The 21,013-nt window shown below is 59.9% G+C and carries 18 protein-coding genes and 3 pseudogenes; 7 read left to right on the forward strand and 14 right to left on the reverse strand.

Annotation, left to right across the window (positions count from 1 at the left end; all coding sequences use genetic code 11):
• Positions 1-43: 43 nt before the first annotated feature.
• From LIX93_RS28855 to LIX93_RS28865, 3 genes are all read right to left on the reverse strand, one after another.
• Positions 44-838 (reverse strand): transporter substrate-binding domain-containing protein, encoded by a 795-nt coding sequence (locus LIX93_RS28855; protein WP_226507436.1) that lies wholly within the window; start codon positions 836-838, stop codon positions 44-46.
• A gap of 79 nt (positions 839-917) precedes the next feature.
• Positions 918-1,883, reverse strand: coding sequence for an agmatinase (gene speB, locus LIX93_RS28860; protein WP_226507437.1), 966 nt, complete (start codon positions 1,881-1,883; stop codon positions 918-920).
• A 76-nt stretch (positions 1,884-1,959) separates the two neighbouring features.
• Positions 1,960-2,883 carry a dihydrodipicolinate synthase family protein gene (locus tag LIX93_RS28865; RefSeq protein WP_226507438.1) on the reverse strand — a complete coding sequence of 308 codons (924 nt, stop codon included), beginning with the start codon at positions 2,881-2,883 and terminating at the stop codon, positions 1,960-1,962.
• 166 nt (positions 2,884-3,049) lie between these two features.
• Here LIX93_RS28865 and LIX93_RS28870 point away from each other — a divergent pair, with 166 nt between their 5' ends.
• From LIX93_RS28870 to LIX93_RS28880, 3 genes are all read left to right on the forward strand, one after another.
• Complete coding sequence (locus LIX93_RS28870; protein ID WP_226507439.1) at positions 3,050-4,006, forward strand: GntR family transcriptional regulator; 957 nt, start codon at positions 3,050-3,052, stop codon at positions 4,004-4,006.
• Between the two features lie 35 nt (positions 4,007-4,041).
• Positions 4,042-4,827: an SDR family oxidoreductase gene (locus tag LIX93_RS28875; RefSeq protein WP_226507440.1), complete on the forward strand. Its 786-nt coding sequence runs from the start codon at positions 4,042-4,044 to the stop codon at positions 4,825-4,827.
• Positions 4,828-4,930: 103 nt separating this feature from the next.
• Positions 4,931-6,136 carry a pyridoxal phosphate-dependent aminotransferase gene (locus LIX93_RS28880; protein ID WP_226507441.1) on the forward strand — a complete coding sequence of 402 codons (1,206 nt, stop codon included), beginning with the start codon at positions 4,931-4,933 and terminating at the stop codon, positions 6,134-6,136.
• A 41-nt stretch (positions 6,137-6,177) separates the two neighbouring features.
• Here the strand turns inward: LIX93_RS28880 and LIX93_RS28885 are convergent, their stop codons facing one another.
• The 7 genes from LIX93_RS28885 to LIX93_RS28915 form a co-directional block, all read right to left on the reverse strand.
• Entirely contained in the window at positions 6,178-7,353 is a 1,176-nt protein-coding gene (locus LIX93_RS28885; protein ID WP_226507442.1) for a Xaa-Pro peptidase family protein, read from the reverse strand.
• Positions 7,353-8,450, reverse strand: a complete 1,098-nt coding sequence (locus LIX93_RS28890) for a mandelate racemase/muconate lactonizing enzyme family protein (RefSeq protein ID WP_226507443.1) — start codon at positions 8,448-8,450, stop codon at positions 7,353-7,355. The genes LIX93_RS28885 and LIX93_RS28890 overlap by 1 nt, the downstream gene beginning before the upstream one ends.
• On the reverse strand, positions 8,447-9,589 hold the full coding sequence (locus LIX93_RS28895) for a M20 family metallopeptidase (protein ID WP_226507444.1): 1,143 nt from the start codon (positions 9,587-9,589) through the stop codon (positions 8,447-8,449). Before LIX93_RS28895 ends, LIX93_RS28890 begins: the two co-directional genes overlap by 4 nt.
• Positions 9,590-9,627: 38 nt before the next feature.
• Positions 9,628-10,386, reverse strand: coding sequence for an amino acid ABC transporter ATP-binding protein (locus LIX93_RS28900; RefSeq protein ID WP_226507445.1), 759 nt, complete (start codon positions 10,384-10,386; stop codon positions 9,628-9,630).
• Between the two features lie 28 nt (positions 10,387-10,414).
• Positions 10,415-11,140, reverse strand: a complete 726-nt coding sequence (locus tag LIX93_RS28905; RefSeq protein WP_226507446.1) for an amino acid ABC transporter permease — start codon at positions 11,138-11,140, stop codon at positions 10,415-10,417.
• 69 nt (positions 11,141-11,209) lie between these two features.
• Entirely contained in the window at positions 11,210-12,028 is an 819-nt protein-coding gene (locus tag LIX93_RS28910; protein WP_226507447.1) for an ABC transporter substrate-binding protein, read from the reverse strand.
• Positions 12,029-12,245: 217 nt separating this feature from the next.
• Positions 12,246-13,475, reverse strand: a complete 1,230-nt coding sequence (locus tag LIX93_RS28915) for a gamma-glutamyl-gamma-aminobutyrate hydrolase family protein (RefSeq protein WP_226507448.1) — start codon at positions 13,473-13,475, stop codon at positions 12,246-12,248.
• A gap of 113 nt (positions 13,476-13,588) precedes the next feature.
• Between LIX93_RS28915 and LIX93_RS28920 the strand changes: the two genes are divergently transcribed.
• The gene (locus LIX93_RS28920; RefSeq protein WP_226507449.1) at positions 13,589-14,446 is read left to right on the forward strand and encodes a LysR family transcriptional regulator; all 858 of its coding nucleotides are present in this window, start codon (positions 13,589-13,591) and stop codon (positions 14,444-14,446) included.
• Positions 14,447-14,533: 87 nt separating this feature from the next.
• On the opposite strand, the gene LIX93_RS28925 is transcribed toward LIX93_RS28920, so the two are convergent.
• Entirely contained in the window at positions 14,534-15,238 is a 705-nt protein-coding gene (locus LIX93_RS28925; protein ID WP_226507450.1) for a YoaK family protein, read from the reverse strand.
• A gap of 776 nt (positions 15,239-16,014) precedes the next feature.
• Between LIX93_RS28925 and LIX93_RS28930 the strand changes: the two are divergent.
• Positions 16,015-16,121, forward strand: a pseudogene (locus LIX93_RS28930) (VOC family protein); the annotation flags it as partial.
• 39 nt (positions 16,122-16,160) lie between these two features.
• On the opposite strand, the gene LIX93_RS28935 reads toward LIX93_RS28930, so the two are convergent.
• The 3 genes and pseudogenes from LIX93_RS28935 to LIX93_RS28945 form a co-directional block, all read right to left on the reverse strand.
• Positions 16,161-17,380 (reverse strand): IS3 family transposase gene (locus LIX93_RS28935; RefSeq protein WP_226507451.1). Its coding sequence is split into 2 segments (ribosomal slippage): positions 16,161-17,035 and positions 17,035-17,380, totalling 1,221 coding nucleotides; the frame shifts between segments, so codons are not numbered across the junction.
• A gap of 368 nt (positions 17,381-17,748) precedes the next feature.
• Positions 17,749-19,236, reverse strand: coding sequence for a SulP family inorganic anion transporter (locus LIX93_RS28940; protein WP_226507452.1), 1,488 nt, complete (start codon positions 19,234-19,236; stop codon positions 17,749-17,751).
• Between the two features lie 313 nt (positions 19,237-19,549).
• A pseudogene (locus tag LIX93_RS28945) lies at positions 19,550-19,768 on the reverse strand (transposase domain-containing protein); the annotation flags it as partial.
• A gap of 124 nt (positions 19,769-19,892) precedes the next feature.
• Between LIX93_RS28945 and LIX93_RS28950 the strand changes: the two are divergent.
• A complete protein-coding gene (locus LIX93_RS28950; protein ID WP_226507453.1) occupies positions 19,893-20,543 on the forward strand; it encodes a TetR/AcrR family transcriptional regulator in 651 nt (216 codons plus the stop codon).
• A gap of 88 nt (positions 20,544-20,631) precedes the next feature.
• Positions 20,632-20,892, forward strand: a pseudogene (locus LIX93_RS28955) (transposase); the annotation flags it as partial.
• Positions 20,893-21,013: the final 121 nt, after the last annotated feature.

Below are 21,013 nucleotides of genomic sequence, written 5' to 3' on the forward strand. Positions count from 1 at the left end.
TGCCCGGTTGCCCGAGGGACCCGTACCCCACGGCGACAATGGTTTATTTGAAGATCGAACGGATGGGCTCTTTCGGTGCCGGGTTGTAGCCGACCAGGTCTAGCGTCAGCTTGTCGTAGGTGCCATCGGCATTCATGTCGGCCAGGGCCTTGTTGACCGCTTTGACCAGGTTGTCCTTGCCGAGCTTGAAGGCGAAACCCTTCTGGATATGACTGACGTAATCGTCGGTCATGACGATAGGCAGGTGCACGGTTTTCATCAGGTACGCGGCGCTGATGGAGTCGGTGATGACCGCATCGGTATTGTGGTTGACGAGGTCCTGGATCGCGTCGGACTCAGCCTTGTAGTTTTTCAGCACGGCGCCTTTTTCTTCGGCGATGGCGCTGAAGGTGGTGGACACCTGGACTCCGACATTTTTACCCTTCAGGTCGGCCGCTGACTTGATCGGCGAGTTCACCGGCGTGACGACGCGTCCACCCGATTCCAGCCAGCCGTCGGAGAACAGGATTTGCTGCTGCCGGGCCGGCGTTATGTCCATCGCCGCGCTGATCACGTCGTACTGATTGGCCGCCAGGCCCACCAGCAGTGCATCCCATTTGATCAGCACCGGGGTGTATTCGAGGTTCAAGCGGCGGGCGACTTCCTTCATGACCCGGATCTCGAGGCCATCGAGCTGACCGTTGGCACTGCGCATGCTGAACGGCGCAAACGTGCCTTCGGTAGCGACCAGCAGCTTGCCTGGGTGTATCAGCTCCAGCGGTTCATCGGCACTTGCCCAAGTGCCGAACGTCAGCACCGACATTGCCGCCAAGATCTGCACGATATTTCTGACTTTCATGGTCACGCTCTCTATGCGGGTTGATGTTGATCGCGGGTAGCAGGCACGGGCAGGCCGGAGTTTCAGTCCATCAAATCGATCAGGCGTATGTCGCGCCGCGTGCACGTTCGCTCGCCAGCAATGACATGAACTCACTCAGCACGGTGGCCCCCAGCAACGAGGTGATCTGCCCCGGGCCCTCGTACATCGGGCTGATCTCGGTGACATCGCAACCCACCAGGTTGATGCCATGCAGGGCGCGCAACAGTTGCAGGGTTTCACGGGTGGTCGGGCCGCCTGCTTCCGGGGTCTGTACGCCTGGTGCCGAGGCGGGGTCGACGAAATCCATGTCAAAAGTGATGAACGTCGGGCGACCTCCCGTGCGTTCCCTGATGCGCTCGGCAAGCGCGGCGATGCCCATTTCGAACATCTGGTCGGTGGTCACCACGTCGTAGCCCAGGTCGATCGACTGAGTGATGTCGGTGGTCCGAAACAACGAGCCGCGCAGGCCCACTTGAATCGAGTGCGCCGGGTCGACCAGGTTCTCGTCCACGGCCCGGCGAAAAGGCGTTCCGGCGCTGTACAGTTTGTCGGCGAAGTACTTGTCCCACGTGTCGCTGTGGGAGTCGAATTGCACCAAGGCTACCGGCCCGTGCTTGGCCGCCACGGCGCGCAATTCGCCTAGCGTCACCGAATGATCGCCGCCGATACCGAACGGCACCACGCCAGCGTTGACCAGACCTGCCACCGCTTGCTCGATGCGCGCCAGGCATTCTTCTTCATAGCCGGGCACCACGGCAGCGTCTCCGGCATCGGCAATGTTCAACGTCTCGAAGATATTGATGTTGTCGCGATACGGGCTGATGGGGCGCAGCATTACTGACATTGCCCGCACCGCATTGGGTGCGAACCGCGAGCCCGTACGGAACGCCGCACCGGAATCGGAAGGCAGGCCGATCACCGCAGCATCAAGGCCGTCGAGCGTGGTCGCCATGGGCAGCCGCATGAACGTCGGTACGCCGCAGAACCGCGGCGTCGAGAGGGAATCGGTAGGGAGCACGCTCATGTCATTTATCCAGTGGCTCAACAGGTGGGCGGGGTGGTGACGCAATCAAGCATCGCCGCGTGGCATTGGTTCGGGCCTACGCAGGCAGCAGGATGCCTGAGCGCGGGTCGCTGGCGAGTAAGTGCAGCGCCGCAGCCACTTCCTCCAGAGCTGGCCCTTGAAGGTCAAGCAACGGTTGGCGTACCGAGCCGCCTTTGAAACCCCGCAGGTTCATGATCGCCTTGGTGGTTTGTGGTTGCCCGTGCTTGCGTGCCAGTTCGCGCAGCGGGAACCAAATACGATGCAATTCAATGGCCAGCTTGGCGTCGCCGGCCTGCAGCGCCCGGAATGTCGCCAGAATGAGCTCGGGCAATGCGCCGCTGTTGGTCGAGCTGATGCCATCGAAACCAGCCATCATCGGCCCGCTGAAGACCAGGTCCGAGGCGCAGAACAACCGCACTTTGCCGCCCAGGGTATTGGCAATACGGTCGATGACGGTCGGGGTCAGGTCACCTTGCTTCAAACCCACCACGCCATCGATGGCAGCCAACTGCTCGATCACGGGGACAGAGAGGGTGATACCGATGCCGGGAGCGTTGTAGATCAGGATCCCGGTCTTCGACAGCGGCGCCATCTGTTTGAAGAAGCTGACGATCTGGGCGTCGGTGATCTCGGAAACGAAAGGCGGCGTGACCATCGGCAGGCCACCCAGGTCGCCAGCCAGCTGGGTAAGTTCGCGCACCACGCGGCTGTCCGAGCCTGCCGTACAGAGCATCACCGGCACCCGATCGCCAACGATCGCCATGACCTTGCGAAACATCTCGGCGCGCTCTTCACAGGTCATGACGGCGAATTCGCCGTAGGTCCCGCCAATCAACAAGCCGTCGTAACCCAGCGCGATGACACGCTCGATGTTCTCGGCCATGGCCGGGTAGTCGAAATCTCCCGCAGCGTTGAAGGGGGTCACGGTGATGTTGAAGATTCCGTGAAGGCGTTCGCGGCATTCTTGAAGGTTGTGCATGATTTTCCCGTGGGCTGTGGGTCGAAGTGATTCGATATTGTATTATTTGTATTCATATGTACAATAATTTTTCGTCTGTCGCGGATGCGCTTTTTCCCATAGGCAGGCGGCAGCGGTGTAGGTCCTTGATAGGATGTGCGCACTTTATTTTCGAGGTTTCCTTTCCATGGCTTCGTTACCGGGTCAGAACAGCCGACGTCTGGCTAACCAGATTCTCGATTTCGTCCGCAAGGCGAAATTCGAGCCGGGGCACCACCTGCGTGAACAACCAATCGCCGATCTGCTGGGCGTGTCCCGCACGCCGATCCGCAATGCCCTCACGTTGCTGGTAGAGGAAGGGATCGTCGAAGCCCGACGCAACCAGGGCTTCTTCCTGCTCAAAGCGTTCGATGCCCTGCAACGGGTGGAACTGAGTGTCTCGTCGAGCCTGGAGGATTCACTGTATGAACGCCTGGTGAATGATCGTCTGAGTGGCGAGATCGCCAATTCCGTGACCCAGACCGAAATCGCCAAGCGCTATGACGTCGACCGGGTCACGCTGATGACCACGTTGACGCGGCTGGCCGAAGATGGGCTGCTGATGCGCAACAAGGGGCACGGCTGGAGTTTCCTGCCGACGCTGGATAACGACAAGGCGCTGCGCAGTGGCTACCAGTTTCGCCTGATGGTCGAGCCGGCCAACTTCCTTGAACCTCAGTTCACGCCCAATCCCGCCGCGCTCGAGCGCTCGCGGCTACAGCATCTGTATCTGGCCAGCCATGCTGATTATGCGGCCGTCAGCAACGCGCTGTTATTCGAAACCGACGCGCAATTCCACGAGATGTTCGCCGAGTTCGGTGGCAACACCTTCGTGATTCAGGCCATCCAGCAACAGAATCGCCTGCGCAAGCTGCTGGAGTTTGCCGGCTACGCCAACCGTCGGCGGGTCCGTGCCTGGTGCACGGAGCATCTGGCGATCATCGACGCCGTTGCCAATGGGCAGTACGCCGAGGCCAGCGCGTTGATGCGCAAACACTTGACTCACGCCGACGATGCCGCGCAGCCGGGCAACAAATCGGCGCGCAGACCGGCGACCAAACCCCGCCCGCCGCGCAAGGTCGCGACGGTGCCCATTCCCGGCTAGCTTCGCGAGGAGCGCCCCATTCGAGAGAGGTCTTCATGGATTTTGGTTTGCAAGGTAAACGCGCACTGGTGCTGGGTTCCAGTCGTGGCCTGGGGCTGGCGATTGCCCAGTCACTGGCGGCCGAAGGCGCCGCAGTCACGTTATGCGGCCGTAACCGTGAAGCGCTCACGGACGCGGTCGTAAAGATCACCGCAAGCGGTGCAAACGCCGATTATCTGGTGCTTGATCTGGCCGATCCTCTCCAGCGCCGCGCCGCGCTCGAAGCGCAACTGGCCGACGGGCGCGGCTACGACATCCTCATCAATAACAGCGGTGGGCCTGCGCCGGGTGCGGTCAGTGCTGTCGAGCCTGCGCAGTGGCAGGGCGCTTTCGAGAGCATGGTCAGCGCGCTGTTCGACATCACCGCCATGGTGCTTCCAGGCATGCGCGAGCGCGGCTGGGGCAGGGTGATCAATCTGGTGTCTTCTGGCGTTGTGCAACCCATCCCCAATCTCGGTATTTCCAATACCTTGCGCGCCGCCATTATCGGCTGGGCCAAGACCTTGGCGGGAGAGGTCGCGGCAGATGGCGTTACCGTCAACTCGGTTATCCCCGGGCGTATTGCCACGGATCGCGTCGGCGAGCTCGACGAAGCAGCGGCCAGGCGCACCGGCACCACCGCGCAAGCGGTCGCCGAAGCCTCGCGCAAGACCATTCCGGTTGGCCGTTATGGCGATCCCGCCGAATTCGCCGACGCGGTGGCCTTTCTGGCCAGTGCCCGCGCAGGCTATATCACCGGGACCCATCTACGCGTCGATGGCGGCTTGATTCGCAGCATCTGAACACTCCCAACGGGCAGATCAGTCCAGCGTTGTGGCGCCGACACGGTGCCTGACGCGGGCGGGCGGATCTGCCCCTTCCATGCCCTGACCGAGAGAAAATTCCATGTCCACAGCCCTTTTGGCACAGCGCATGCGCCGTGTCCGGCCATCGCCCACCGCAGAAATCTCCGACAAGGTCCGCGCGTTGACGGTCGCGGGGCATTCGGTGATCAACCTGGGTGAGGGCGAGCTGGATTTCCCTACTCCAGCGCACATCGCCCAGGCCGGTATCGTGGCGATCAATGCGGGTGAAACCAAGTACACCGCGGTGCCCGGCAGCGCGCGCCTCAAGCAAGCGATCATCGACAAGTTCAGCCGCGAGAATGGCCTGAATTTCACCGCCGGCGAGGTGATCGCCGGTGCCGGCGCCAAGCAATTGATCTTCAATGCGCTGATGGCGACGGTGAATCCCGGCGATGAGGTCATCATCGCGGCGCCGTATTGGGTGTCATACCCCGACATGGTCGCGCTGGCTGAAGGCGAAACGCGAGTGGTCCAGTGTCATGAGGGCGACGGCTGGAAACTCCAGCCCGAGGCGCTTGAAGCGGCGATCACCGAACGCACGCGCTGGGTGCTGCTTAATTCGCCCAGCAACCCGACCGGTGCGGTGTACAGCGAAACCGAGATGAAAGCGCTGACGGACGTGCTGTTGCGTCACGAACAGGTGCTGATACTGGCCGACGACATCTACGAGCACACCCGTTACGGCAAGGCGTTCTGCACCCCGGCCCAGGTCGAGCCGCGTTTGCTGCACCGGACGTTGACGGTCAACGGCCTGTCCAAGGCCTTCTCCATGACCGGTTGGCGGATCGGTTACGCAGGCGGGCCGAAATGGCTGGTGGACGCGCTGCAGGTGCTGCAATCGCAAAGCACCTCGAACCCCAGTTCGATTTCCCAAGCGGCAGCAATCGTTGCCCTGGATGGCGGCACCGGTTTTATCGACGACTGGATCGAGCGGCTGGCGTGCCGCCGGGATCGTGTGCTTGCGAGTATCGAGCGCATCGTCGGGCTGAGCTGCCAGCTGCCGGAAGGGGCGTTTTACCTGTTCGTCAATTGCCAGGGCATGGTCGGCAAGCAGACAGCGGACGGCAGGGTGATTGCCGATGATTTCGATTTTGCCAGCTATCTGCTCGATGTCGCGAAGGTTGGTACCGTGCATGGCTCGGCGTTCGGAACGCCGGGTTATCTGCGCATTGCCTATGCGGTCGATGATCGCGTGCTTGATGAAGCGTGCCAGCGAATCGAAACAGCCTGCGCGCAGTTGCGCTAGGCGAGGCGCGGGTACGATCGCTCGTACCCGCGGTTTTCGGCTCAGACCAACAGCAAGGGACGCTCGACGGTACCGAGCACGCGGTACCCGGTTTCGGTGATAAGCACTGTCTCGCTGACGCCCACCGTAAATTCACCGTAGATGCGCAAGGCCGGTGGGATGTGGAAGCACATGCCCGCTTGCAGCTCGGTTTTCACCCCGCTGTACAGGCTCAGGATCGAGCCTTCGCCCCAGTCAGGCGCGAATGAAACGCCCACCGAGTAGCCCGTGCGCTTCTTGAACGCGTCGGTGAAGCCAGCCTGATCGATGACCGCCTGGCACGCGAAGTGCGATGCCTCGCACGGTTCACCTGGACGCAAGGCCTGCAGCGCCGCTTGCAAGGCCTCCTGGCAGACTTTTTCCATTTCCACCGCAATGGCGGGTGGTTTGCCAAGCCAGGCACAGCGCATCAGCGCAGCGTGATAGCGGTCGTGGCTGGCGGCCATTTCCAGGAAGGCAGGCTCGCCAGCCTGCAGAGTGCGTCGGCGCCAGGTGCCATGGGGAATCCCCGTCCGCGGCCCGCTGGACACCAGCGGCTCCATGCCCATGTATTCGGACCCAGCGCCAATCGAGGCGTGCAGCATCGCCGCCACCAGATCGTTCTCGCTGGCGCCTTCGCGCACCGCGGCCATGCCCGCGCGCATGCCGGCATCGACATAGCGCGCGGCACATTCGAGCTTTTCCACCTCGGCGGGAGATTTCACCGCCCGCAGTTTTTCCACGACGCCAGTGGCGTCATGCAGCGTGCCCAGCTTCGATTGAAGCGCTTCATAGACCGCCACAGGCAGGAACCAGCCGCGCTTTTCGATGGCGATGCGCCGACCGCTCCAGCCTTTGCGGGCAATGGCCGCCACCAGAAAGCCCACGGGGTCGTCGCCGTCCAGATACACCGAGGCATCGCTGATAAAGGTGTTGGCGATGAAGTTGAAGTACTCCAACTGCCGAATGACGAACATCGGCTCGCCCTCCACTGGCAACACCAGCGCCTGAAAGGTGTAGTAACCGGGCGTTTGCTGGCCGGTCAGGTAGAAGATATTCTCCGGGCCAGTGACGATCATCACGTCGATACCGGCCTGCACCATATTGGCTTTGGCGCGGCGCACGCGCTCAGCATATTCACTGGCAGCGAATGCCGACTCGCTGCCTTGGCGGACGTTGACAGGGGGCGTCAGGTTCATCAGAAACTCCAAATCAGTTGAGTTTTGTCGAGGTCAAGGGAGATGCCCAGGCCTGGTGCCATGGGCATCCAGACTTGGCCATCCTGGTAGTGGAGGGGGGTCGCGGGGTCGTCACATAGCCCATCGGCGCCGTACAGTTCCGCGAAGGGCGGATGGCTCGCGCAGGCCACATGCAGCGCGGCGGCCGTCGCGGCCGCGCCTTCGTTCATCTGTCCGATCATGCAGGTGACACCCGCGTCGGCCAGGCGCCGAGCAGCAGCCAGGCAGGGCGCGATGCCGCCGATCTTGACCAGTTTCAGGTGCGCCCACAGCTTGCCGCGCAAGGCGCAGAGTCGATCGAGATCGGCGGGCCCTGCCAGGCCTTCGTCGATCATCAGCGGCAGCGGACTGTGCGCGGCGAGCCGCTCCATGGCGTTCCAGTCACCGGCTGCGATGGGTTGTTCGACATAGGCCAGATCGAATTGCGCCAGAGCCTGGAGGTACGCTGGTGCTTGTCGCTGTGTCCATTGCCCATTGGCATCGACGGCGATCTTGATGCGGTCACCGAAGCGATCGCGCAAGGCCTGCAAACGCTGCAGGTCGTCGTCGAAGTGGGTCACGGCGATACGCACTTTGAGGTCTCGAAAGCCTCGATCGACGTAGGCCTGCGCCTGTGCGAGAAACACCTCGAACGACGACCAGAACAGTGTCTGGTTGCTGGCATGACCAACGACCGCGTCTGGGGCTCCCAACCATTGTGCCAAAGGCACGCCGGCACGCCGCGCGAGCAGATCATGCAAGGCGCAGTCGATCAGCGTGCGCACTGGCATGCTCATGTCGGCCGCCCAGTGCGGCATGTCGGTCAGCAATCGTTGCGGGTCCTGCTGCCAGTCGAGTGACGATACGGCCTGCAGTGCCTGCGCGATCACCTGATCCGGCGTATAGCCATTAAGGTAGCCGATGTTGATCCGCACCTCACCGACGGCCTGATGCTGGCCGTCGTCCAGGCACAGATACAGTGCCTCAAGCGCGCCGACACTGCCCGAGGCCGCAGTGTGCAGTTGCACGCCGTTGCCGTAATGCAGATCCGCACGGCGCAACGAAGCTTTGATGCTCATGCCTGCGCCTGGCGCAGCATCTGCAGGGCGATGTCACGGTAGATCAAGCTGGCAGCGATGAATTCGTCGATGGGCACGAACTCGTCGGGCTTGTGCGCCACCGCCAGCGTGCCCGGGCCAATCACGGTGCCGGTGGTGCCCAGGCTGCGGAAATGCACGAGGTCACAGCCGCCCTGAAATCCGAAAGGCCCGGCGTTGCCGTGATTGTGCTCGCGGCAGGCGGCGAGGCTGGCCTGCACGATGGCCTCGGACAGCGCGGTCTCGGTGGCACCGCCGGTGGTGGGCACGTACTTGAGCACCTCTGCCCGTACACCGAACTGCTCATTGGCCAAGGCCAGCAGCTGTGAAATTTCGGCTTTGACGTCGTCTTCGTTTTCGCCGGGAACCATGCGCCGGTCCAGTAGCAGATCACAGGCGCCGGGCAGCACGTTGTCAGCGTGCCCGCCGTTGATCCGTGTGACAGTGAGGCTGGCTTCGCCAACCAGCGCGTGGCAGTGGCACTTGACCGCGGTTTCATGGTGCTGCTCGATCAAGCCCAGCAGCTGTCCGGCCCGGTAGATTGCATTTTCGCCCAGGTGCGGCGTACCGGAATGCGCTGTCACGCCGTGCACTCGTACCAAGGGCCTGAGGCTGCCTTTGTGCGCGGTAAAGGCGGTGTTGGAGGTCGGCTCGCCGATCACCGCAAAATCGATGTGCGGCGGCTGGTTGGCCACGTAGTGCTTGGCACCCTCGCTGGCGATTTCTTCATCGGCGGTGAACACCGCCATCAGCGTGCCGGACCACCGGTCGCGGCAGGCCATGAGCATGCGCGTGGCTTCGATCATCGCCACCATCGGGCCCTTGGCGTCGCAACTGCCGCGCCCATACAGCTTGCCGTCGGCCTCGTGCAGCACGAACGGGTCCGTGGCCCAGCCTTCGCCGGCCGGTACGGTGTCGATATGGGTGTTGAAGGCGAAGGTCGGCCCAGGACCGTTGGCGTAGCGGGCGATGACATTGACGCGGCCGGGTTTGTACTCCGACAGCGAAAGATCGAAGCCCTCGGCTTCCAATAGCGTTTTCAGGTACTGAGCGGCTTCAAGCTCGTGGCCCGGCGGGTTCTCGGTGTTGATCGCGACCAGTGCGGCAAGGTCACGTTTCATTCGGGCAAAATCAGGTTGCTGGTTCATGTGCAAGGATCTCAGTGCAGGATCTGATCAAGAAAATGTCGGGTGCGGGGGTTGACCGCACCGCCAAAAAAATCGGCGCTGCTGGCGTTTTCGATGATTTCGCCGCTTTCCATGAAGACGATGCGGTCCGCGGCGCGGCGGGCGAAACCCATCTCGTGGGTCACCACCAGGCTGGTCATCCCCTCGCTCGACAGCTCGGCCATCACGTCGACCACTTCGCGGATCATCTCCGGGTCCAGGGCCGAAGTCGGTTCGTCGTAGAGCATGACTTTGGGCTTCATGGCCAACGAGCGGGCGATGGCTACCCGTTGCTGCTGACCGCCGGAAATCTCGTCCGGGTAGGCGTCGGCCTTTTCCGGGATGCGCACCTTGCCGAGCAACTCGAGCGCTATGTCATGGGCGTCGGCGCGGCTCATGCCCAATACCTGGATGGGCGCGAGCATGATGTTTTCCACCACCGAGAGATGGGAGAACAGTTCGAAGTTCTGAAACACCATGCCGATATCCCGGCGCAGCAGATGGACGTTGCGCTTGTCGTAGTCAATGCGCCGACCTTCGAAAAACAGGTCGCCGCCATCGGCAGGCTCGAGCTGATTGACGCAGCGCAGCAACGTGGATTTGCCTGATCCGGAAGGCCCGATGATCACTACGGTCTCGCCGGTCTGGACATTCAGCGAACAGTTTTTCAGTACCTTGAATGGCCCGTAGCTTTTGTCGATACCGATGAGTTCCAGCAGCGGTTTGGCGTTGGCCGAGAAATTCTTTTGCATGTGCGATTGCTCCTGGCAAGCAGTGGCCCTAACGAACGGCGGCGCCGCGTGAAGTGCCGAGCATGCGTTCCGTGAGGCTGGTGCGCGGGCCTTTGCGACGTCGTTTGGGATCGAGCTTGCGTTCGATCAGCGCCTGAACGCCCATGAACAGGGTGGTGAGGATCAGGTAGTAGATCCCTGCGGCAGTAAGGGCCTCGAAATAGCGAAAGTTCGCGCTCGCGGTCTGGTTGGCCACCAGCATCAGCTCTTCCACCGCCACCACCGAGACCAGCGCGCTGAGCTTGAGCATGCCGACCATCTGATTGCCGATGGGCGGCAGAATCATCCGCGTGGCTTGCGGGATCACCACATGGCGCAACACCGCAAAGGGCTTCATGCCCAGTGCCAGGGCGGCAGTGCGCTGGCCTTTTTTCACGGCCTGCATGCCGGAACGAATGATTTCGGCCATGTAGGCACCTTCGTTGAGCGACAAGGCCAATACCGCACTGACCATGGCCGACAGGCGAATGCCGAAGGTGGGCAAAACGTTGTAGATGAAGATGATCTGGAACAAGACTGGCGTGCCGCGAAACAACCACAGATACATCAGCGCCAGCGTGCGCCCCAGGCGCGTCTGGCTGTCTTGCAGCAGGGCGATGACAACGCCGACCGCGACGCCGAACACCAGCGAGTACAGGGTGATGAGCAGCGTCGTCACGGCCCCGTGGAAAAACGCCGCAGAGATGAAATATTGCCAAACCAGTTCAAGCGACATGATCGGTCCTCAATTGCAGTTGCCTGGCGCTGAAGCCTTGCAGCGCCGTGGCCTCTCGATGGTCAGGCATCAGTCGAACAGTGAAACCGTTGCAGGAAACTTCCATTTCTCGATGATCTGTTTGTAGGTACCGTCGGCAACCAGCTGCTTGAGCGCGACCTGCAGCGCATCGCTCATGCTGGTGTTGCCCTTGGCCACGGCCATGCCGATGCGGGTCTCGGATTCGAACTCGGGGCCAGCCGTCTTGTAGACGCCAGGCACATCTCGCAGCATCTGCACCACGCCGGGGGTGGAATCGAACGTGGCATCGGCGCGGCCCTGGCGCAGGCTGAGCGCCGAGGCTTGGGCGGTGGGCAGGGTCTGTACCGTGACCGGATTCAGCCCGGCATCGCGACAGCGCTTGTCGTCCTGGCGGGCGTAGGTTTCTTCAATACCGCCCAGCGTCACGGCGATGGTCTTGCCGCACAGCGAATTGTCGCGACCGGTAATCTTCGCGGGGTTGTCCTGAGTGACCACCACCTGATTGCCAATGCGCAAATAAGGGACGAAGTCGACCTGTGCGGCCCGCGCCTCGTTCATGTACATCGCCGAGTTGATGAGGTCTACGCGCTTGCCTTGCAGTGCCGGGATCAGGCCCTGGAACTCCATGTTCATGGCCGTCGGCTTGAGTGCCATGACCTTGCCGAGGGCCTCGATCAGATCGATGTCAAAACCGCTGAGCTTGCCGTCGGCCTGGAACTCGAATGGCGCAAAAGTCGCCGCAGTGCCATAAGTGAGCTGACCTGGAGTCATGACCGGAGCTGAACTGGCGGCGTTGACCCACGGGGCGGCGAGGAGGGCGATCATCAGGGTGATGGGGCGCAGGCTGATGCGTGAGGGTGTCATCATGAATAACTCCAAAACTATGGGTGTATTGCACGAGTTGTGTCAACAAGTGCAAATTATCCGGCAGTTGCAGTGAGCCCTTGAGGGGCATGCCGCTCTGTAATGATGCAGCGGGTGCGACTTGCGGCGTTTTTAGCAGGAGGGGTGATGCCTAATCAGGCGTCAAGGTTGTGCAGCAATATGCATTCCATGTTCTGGCTGTTTTATCCGATGGGGTATTTCAGGGGCCTGCGACCTGACGCCTCATGCTGTCCTTCGCCAAGGCCGAAAGGAGAAACGCTTCGATCAACGGATGTGCATTGTCACTTCGTGAGCCAAGTTCCGGATGGCCTTGCATGCCCTTGTAGAAGGGGTGCTGTGGCCAGTCGATAGCATCGATGATGTGCCCACTGAGATCGGTTGCGGTGATTTCCAGGCCAACGATTCGCAGCGGTTCAATCAGGGCGGGGTCAAGCATGAACCGGTGGTTGCAGCGAATCTCGCGGTGCTCACCGAACTGCCGTTCAAGCGCGCTGTTCGCAAAGCTCAGCGTGTGGCTCCCCAGCCGATGCGTCGGCAAACCCGGTGTGCCGGCCATTGGCGTAAAGCTTTTGCTGGGCGCATCGGGCGCTGCCTCAGCCATATTGACCTGCTCGAGCCCGGGGCAAGACTGCGCCAATGCGGTGGTCATCGATTGCATGCCCAGGCACAGCCCCAAGGTCGGGGTCATCGTGCGCAGGCCGTGTCGCGCCGCTTCGATTTGCCCCGGCACGTTGCGCATGTCCGAGCCACCTGGCAGAACGATGCCGGCCGCTTCAGCCAGCTCCGAGGGCTGCAGATGCTGTGGCGCAACGAACCGCACCCGCAGATCGATCTGCGTGGCCTGCGCGGCGTCGCCCAGCGCTGCCAGCGTGGCAGGGTAAATGTCGGTCTGATCGGATTGTGTGCCGATCAGTACGACGGTGAGCGTGGGTGTGCCCAGGGGGCTCTGCAGGCCATCTTGCGAGCGGCCCCAACGGCCGAAGGCATCGCGGGTCCAGGTTCCGTATTGCGAGGGCTGCTGTTGGGCCGTCTGCAGAACCCAGCGATCCTGCAGGCGGCGACCCTGCAGATGGACGACCGCCACCCCAGCCCGGTCGGCTTTATCGAGCAACTCGGCACGCAACGCTGCATTTTGGTACTCGGGATGCCACGGCACCACGACGGCACGCTGGGTTGCCATCTCGACTATTTGGTCGACACTGCTGACCGGCAGCACGTTATTGGCGGTGAGGCGCTCATACCAAAGCAGGCCGCTGGGCACCAGCGCGCCGGCGGCGGCAACCATCTGCACGGTGTCTGCCCCATGCTCGGGTCTGAACGCGACTGCGCAGTGCATCAGCAGCGCGTCGTCCATGTGCGCGACGCTGGCCGCCAGGGCACCGAACAGGGCAGGGCTGGCATTGGAATGGGTGACCAGCGTGAGGGCCATCGAGGGTCTCCGTTGGGGCGCGCACGGGCGCAACGTTGCGATGCAATCAAGAGTGTCCCTTTAACGCCGATAGAGATAGCCTGTATTTTTTGTTTCAATCAAAAGAATTTCTTATGGACAGTCGATACCTGAAAAGCCTGCTGGCCGTGATCGAATGCGGCTCCATCGCCGATGCTGCGCGCGCGGAGGGTCTGACTGCCGCGGCGGTCAGTCAACGCATCCAAGTGCTTGAACGCTCGCTGGGGTTCGCGCTGTTATCACGCGTGGGGCATTCGGCCAAACCCACCGAAGCCTGCGTGGCGCTGCTGCCACGCGCCCGCCATATTGTCAGTGAGGTGCAGTTGCTGGCCGGCGATGCCGATTTGAGCGGCATGACCGGTTCCCTGCGCATCGGTGCCATTTCCACCATGCTCACAGGATTGCTGCCCAGCGCCTTGCTGGAACTGAGTCGACAGGCCCCCGGTATCCAGACCTCGATTCTTCCCGGCACGTCACGCTCGCTGTATGCGGCCCTGCAGAACGGCGAGCTCGATGCGGCGATCATCGTCGCGCCACCGTTCGAGCCCCCGAAGATGTTTCGCGTGGCGCTACTCCACCGGGAGAAGCTGGTACTGGCGTCCAAAGCGTTGCCCGCCAACGGGATTGCCAACGTGTTGCAGGCCCATCCTTATATCTGCTACGAGCCGAGGTCCTGGGGTGGTTTGCATGCCGAACGCTACCTCAACGACAACGGTCTGGCGCTCAAGCCGCTGTTCAGCCTCGACGGCCTGGAGGCGATTGCCATGCTGGTGGCAGACGGCGTGGGTGCCAGTCTGGTCCCTCAATGGGCGGGGCTGGATCGGCTGGCCCAGGACTTCAACATTACTCCGGTGGGTGAAGGCTATGACCGCCAGATCGTGTTGATCATGCTGGCCCATACCGACCGGCCACGTATGCTTGAGGCTTTGCTGCAATCGTTGGCTAAACGCTGAGGAGCTGGCGGGTTTTGGATCGAGGTGGTTCTGCTTTCGAGCCGGCCTTGGGATCGCTCCCCCGCCAGTGGCCCTGAGCCCAAGCCCTTAACGGGAGGTATAACTCAGCTGCCAGCGCCGCGGGACTTGGGTAAAAGTGATGCCTAGCACCAACGCGAACACGCCGCTGACCCACAGTGCACGCAAACCAAGGTGGTTTTGCAATGTCGCACCGACTATCGCCCCTATCAACATTCCCGACCATGGCACAAGCTGTACGCGCCACCCTAGAGGCCGTTCTCCCGTCAACCATCCGCCAAGCCCCCGGCCAAATCTGGAAAGCGCACCCGTGACATAGGTGACACCGATCGGCAAGCCATTGACTTGTTCTACGGCGGCATTGAGCGCGCCCATGGCAAGAATGGTGGTGAACAGCGAGAGCGCTTGCGGCGCCAGTGTTGAAAGTGCTGCGGTGCAGAGCAGGGCTGCGATACATAGCATCAAGGGCCAGGCGCGTCGGCCGGTTGTTCGACTGATGACCACCCCAACCGAGTTACCCATCACGAATGTGATGACCACCAGTACCAAGTGCAGGATCGCGCGCCAATTGCCTTCACTGACCTCGACTGCCAGGCGCGTGGTATTTCCACTCATGAACGAGACAAAATCCCCCGTCGCCATGAATCCGATGGCATCCGTCATGCCCGATAGCATGCTGAGTGCGGCGACAAGAAACAGGCCGATCCGGCCTCGCCATATTCGTGCACGGGCAAGGCGTTGATTATTGAAGATCCTGCGAGGCTTGGGCAGCATCGGATCGTTCCTGGTAAAGGGATGGCAGGGCGCCGTTGTCGATTTATATCACCTTAAGCTCAGTCCCCAGCAGACGGTAACCGCTACAGGGTGCATGATGCTTGTCATCGTCGTCCCCGGAGCACCACCACCGTGGAATTCAAGAATTACTATCAGATTCAGTTTCGGAGGAGCGAAAGCGGAAGTACTGCGAAGATCTGCTCGAAGACCAGAAGACAGGCCCAAACCGTTTTGTGCTCAATCACGGGGGCTATGTGAGCTTAAACGAGGTGTATCCGCGCAAGTACTTTGCCTTACAGGTGGAGCTATACCACCTCTTAGCGAGTTTTCACGCCCGACGCATAAATGCGGCTACTACATGGTTGGAATGCCGAGGACTGCTTGAACCGGTGCCTCGCAGAGTGCTCCGTCCGTACTCACCTGAGTGGTTTGCTTCTCTGCGCGAATGGGACCCGAGACAGGCGGCTATGACGGAAGCTGGAATCACAGTGGTGGGAGCCTCGGATGTATGCAGCATATGCGCAGATGATCCAGCCCGGGATTATGTCTTTGTGATTGCTCCTCCGGCCGGGCTAGGAACAATTCGGCTCTGCGACGACTGTTTTGGCATCTAATCTATCGACCACCCCCTGGAACCGTTGTAGCCGAACATCATTTTCCGCCAGATTCCCCGCCGACTTCGGCCAAGCTGTGGATCGTCCGCGCCTGCGATCCACAGCGACGCATTCAAAGCTGCGCCGTTAACTTGATATTTAGTCGCCCCGGCATCCTGATTTAAAGGTTTTGGCGCCAAAGAGCGGATGTTCTTCTGGTCACGTGAGGGGGTTGTCGAAGGGCGGCAGCGTATGTGGGTTTCGTCGCGCGCAGCAAGGCCGGGGTTAAGACTGGACTTGCCCCTACCAAACCAGACACCAACTCCCCGTTAAATTGATGCTGCTGCCAAACGCCTAAACTCTCTCGGCGACCGATATTTCAAGGCGCTGTGAGGATGGTGCTCGTTGTAATGCTCGAAGGCAATCGTCAGATTGCGCAGCGCGGTTTCTCGATCCGGTTTAGGCATGTGCGCCACGTAATCACGCTTGATCGTCTTCACGAAGCCCTCTGCCATGCCGTTACTTTGCGGGCTGCGTACCGGTGTGGTCACCGGCTGCAAGCCGATCTGGCGAGCAAACAGACGCGTCTGCTCGGCGATATAGGCCGAACCGTTATCGCTCAACCATTGGACGGGCGTGCTCGGTAGTTGATCGCCAAATCGCTTCTCCACGCTTTCCAACATCAAGTCTCGGATGTCGTCACCGCTGTAGCCCGTCGGGCTGGCGACCCAGCTGATGGCTTCGCGGTCACAGCAGTCCAGGGCAAAAGTCACGCTCAACTTCGCACCGTCGTCGCAGCGAAACTCGAAGCCGTCCGAGCACCAGCGCGTATCGCTGGTCGTAACGGCAATCCTGCCTTCATGCCGGCGCTGCACGCCTGGCTGTTTGATGCGGCGTTCCAGCAGCAGATTGTGATCGCGCATGACGCGGTGAACCCGCTTCACATTGATCGGGGCCAGTGACTGGGCTTCACGCTCGCGGCGCAGCAACCCCCAAACACGACGGTAGCCATAGCTCGGCAACTCGCTGACTTGCCGCTTAACCTCAGCGACCAACTCCGTATCGTTCACGAGCCGACGTCGCCGTACTTTGGGCGATACCGATTGCTTGATTCGAACCGTTAATTGCGAGCGCGACACACCGAGACATTCGCTGACCAGTTTCACTGGTCGTCCCCCGGCAACAAGGGTGAGTGCGCAATCCATTTTCGCGACCGGGCGATCTCCACGGCCTCTTTGAGGACTTCGGCTTCCATCGTCTTCTTGCCCAGCATCCGTTGTAATTCGCGGATCTGCTTGAGCGCGTCGGTCAGTTCCGACGCAGGTACAACGGCCTCGCCAGCACTGACCGCCGACAAGCTCCCGTCTTGGTACAGCTTGCGCCACAGGAACAGTTGATTGGCATTGATGCCGTTGCGCCGGGCCACCACGGACACACAATGTCCGGGTTCAAGGCTCTCGCGAACCATGGCCAGCTTCTGGTCGGTGCTCCAGCGGCGTCGGCGTTCCTGTCCGAGTAGCTCGCCACCCTTATCGTTGCTGTTAGTCATAAACATACCCGTTTGCCTATCCGTTATCTTAAGGGGGGAACGGTGTCCTGTCTTTCATGGGGCTCGTTCAGCGAGTGTTCGAATCACTCCGTCCCGACCATTTATTCTTAACAAATCCAAGAGCTTAGCGGTTCTTGGATTTTTTTATGCCCAAGCTTTCCTCCCCTCTCCCGTTGTTGCCCCCACTTTTTGCCCCATCCAGATTTTCTTCCGTTCTAACGGTCCCCCCTACGTATGTCCAAGCTTGCTATGGAATCAACGTTCACGTCCCGTGAACACATATTGACTGCTAGCCACAGACCAATGGCCTCCCATTGGTCGTGTACGTACCTAAGTAAGTCAGTAGATATTGCCCCCGGGGATCACCGTCAATGTCCTATCAGCGTGTCAATACCATCGGGTTTGTCATGTACTCCGAAGCGATCCAACAGCGTTGAGGTCGCTTGGTTCATCCCGATCACATCTACCTGGATGCCTTCGCGGCGTAGCTTGAGCACAACCTTATCCAACGCGGCTACAGCTGTGATATCCCAAAAATGAGCTTCACACAGGTCAATCGTCAGGGTGTCGAGCCGCTCCTTGAGATCAAAGGCGTTGGAGAACCTGTCTGCTGAACCGAAGAACACTTGCCCCGTAACGTAGTATGTCCGGTGAGCATTTTTCGGATCACGCTTGGAGGACACGTCCAGGTAGTGGCCGATTTTGTTTGCGAAAAACATCGCGGCGAGCAGGGTTCCTGCGACCACTCCGAACGCCAGGTTATGAGTCGCAACTACAACCACAACGGTGACAACCATAACGATGTTGGTTGAGAGCGGATATCCCTTGAGATTGCGGATCGATCCCCAGCTGAAGGTACTGATAGACACCATGATCATTACTGCAACCAGCGCGGCCATTGGTATCCGGCCCAACCAATCCCCCAGGAAGATCATCATGATCAGCAGAGAAACTCCAGCAAACAAGGTAGAAAGTCGCGTGCGACCGCCTGACTTAACGTTGATCATCGACTGGCCAATCATGGCGCAGCCGGCCATGCCCCCTATGAGGCTAGTTGCGATATTGGCAACTCCCTGACCTTTGCACTCACGGTTCTTGTCACTGTTGGTGTCCGTCAAGTCATCCACAATCGTCGCGGTCATCATGGACTCTAGGAGTCCTACCACTGCCAACGCGGCTGAGTAAGGAAGCACAATCAGCAGGGTCTCCAAATTCAGCGGTACGCTTGGCCACATGAAAACTGGCAAGCTGTCAGGCAATGAGCCCATATCTCCCACCGTATGAATTTTCAGGCCCATGTATATCGAGCTTGCGGTGAGCACAATGATGCACACTAGCGGCGATGGCAGCAGCTTCCCTACGACAGGCAGTCGAGGGAAGAGATAGATAATCGCGAGGCCTCCAGCGGTCATGGCGTAAACCGGCCATGTAACACCAGTCAGCTCGGGCAACTGCGCCATGAAAATCAGGATCGCCAAAGCGTTTACGAAACCAGTTACAACCGAGCGCGATACAAACCGCATCAGCTCTCCCAGCCTTAAATATCCCGCTGCTATTTGCAGTACGCCGCAAAGCAATGAGGCAGCAAGCAGGTACTGAAGGCCATGATCCTTGACCAGATTCACCATCAGCAAAGCCATAGCACCCGTGGCCGCAGAGATCATTGCGGGCCGGCCACCGACAAATGCGATCACGGTACAAATGCAGAATGAGGCGTAAAGGCCAACCTTGGGGTCGACTCCAGCAATAATCGAGAAGGCGATAGCCTCGGGAATGAGGGCGAGCGCAACAACGAGTCCAGCAAGAACGTCAGCCCGGACATTTGATAGCCAGGCAGCTTTGATTTTTTCAAGCATGGTTTACCTATAGCAGGCACGGCATGACGCACAGCGGCCAACGCTGAGCAATGCAGGTGCTTCTGTCTTCATTTAGGTTGTGGGATAGCCGCGACCAAAAATCAGGCGCAGCTGAACGCGACCGCAGCTATGAGGCGGTCAGAGTATTGCGAGGGGGCGTAGCGCTAAGGAGGGGTAGGCAGCCAGTTGGAACGGGGCAAAGGTAATTCCCTTCGAGATGTCGTAGAAATAACCCACGAATTATACAGGTGAAAGGCGCAATCTTACAACCGCACCCCGTACAGCGAGGCAGTGCCGCAGGATGAAAAGCCCGTTAACGCCAATGGTGAGGCAGCAGACTCGAGACCTCACTAGCCTTATGGGTCGGTAACCGCGTCAGCACATCTTTGAGATAAGCATACGGATCATGACCGTTCATGCGTGCCGAATGGATCAAACTTATGATTGCCGCAGCACGTTTTCCGCCGCGCAGAGACCCCGCAAATAACCAGTTGGAGCGACCCAGTGCCCAGGGGCGGATCGTGTTCTCGACAGGGTTGGTGTGGCCGCTGTGCCGAAAATTTTCAAGCTTAGGGTGCAGTGGAAAAGTCGAGGGTGTAAGCTCAATCGTTTTGAGCGTTCCTCACACGTAACACGTTAATGACAAGTAGGCTCTAATGAAATGGTCAGATCCGCACTCCGATCCCGTCATTGCTGCCGTCCCCAAAAGGCGACAGGCCCCCAAAGGTGAAATGCGACGTGAAGCTCTACTGGACGCCGCGATCGTCATCATCGCCAGAACTGGGTATACGAGTGCGTCGATGAAAGACGTTGCTAGGCTTGCCGGTATCACCACTACGGGATTGCTCCACTATTTTCCTAACAAGATAGCCCTACTCACCGCAGTCCTGGATCGACGAGAGGCAGTGGCAACAGCTGAATTCGAACGACTGAATTTGCGAGGTTCTATGGTTGAGTTCCTGCAAGGACTGCGCACGATTTTTTACCACAGCATTGAGTTCGTAGAGATCAGCCAAGCATTCATGATGCTGAATGTCGAAAGTTTGGCGCAGAACCATCCAGCATGGCTCCGCTTCCAGCAGCGGTTTTACCGCGTCCACGGGGTCATGGCTTCCTACTTGGAAGGCTTAGTTGATGCGGGCGAGATTAGTTCAAAAATTGATCTGAAGCTATTAGCGCAGGAAATTTTCGCCATGATGGATGGTGCTCAGATCCAGTGGCTCAGGTGCCCCGACAAGGTTGATGCCATGCAGCTTTTCGATAGCTTCATCGATCGGCTGGCACTCACCCTTCCTACTGAAAGTTAGGCTCGCGTTAACCAGTTCTCGCATTGTAGTGGTCTACTAACCCCGGACACCTTTTTAGGCGAAAATGATCGCCACACAGAGGTGTTCGATGAGCAGACAACGACGTACCTTCACCCCCGAATTCAAGCGCGAAGCTGCCACCCTGGTGCTTGACCAGGGCTACAGCTACGCAGATGCAGCGCAGTCGCTTGGGTTGGTTGAGTCGGCCCTGCGCCGGTGGGTCAATCAACTCCAGCAGGAACGGGGTGGTGTCACACCGACTAGCAAAGCGCTGACACCCGAGCAGCAAAAAATCCAGGAACTGGAAGCTCGAATCAATCGGTTGGAACGGGAAAAATCTATATTAAAAAACCGCCTCCCCGGCGCGCCGCGGCCCACTGGACTAGAAACACTACGTACTACACTGAACTCTCTGGACAGTGGTCGCTGGCTTTTTGGAGGCTAAGTCCCCGTCAAAAAACTTGACCCAG

The organism is Pseudomonas sp. MWU16-30317 (assembly GCF_020515695.1).
GTDB lineage: Bacteria > Pseudomonadota > Gammaproteobacteria > Pseudomonadales > Pseudomonadaceae > Aquipseudomonas.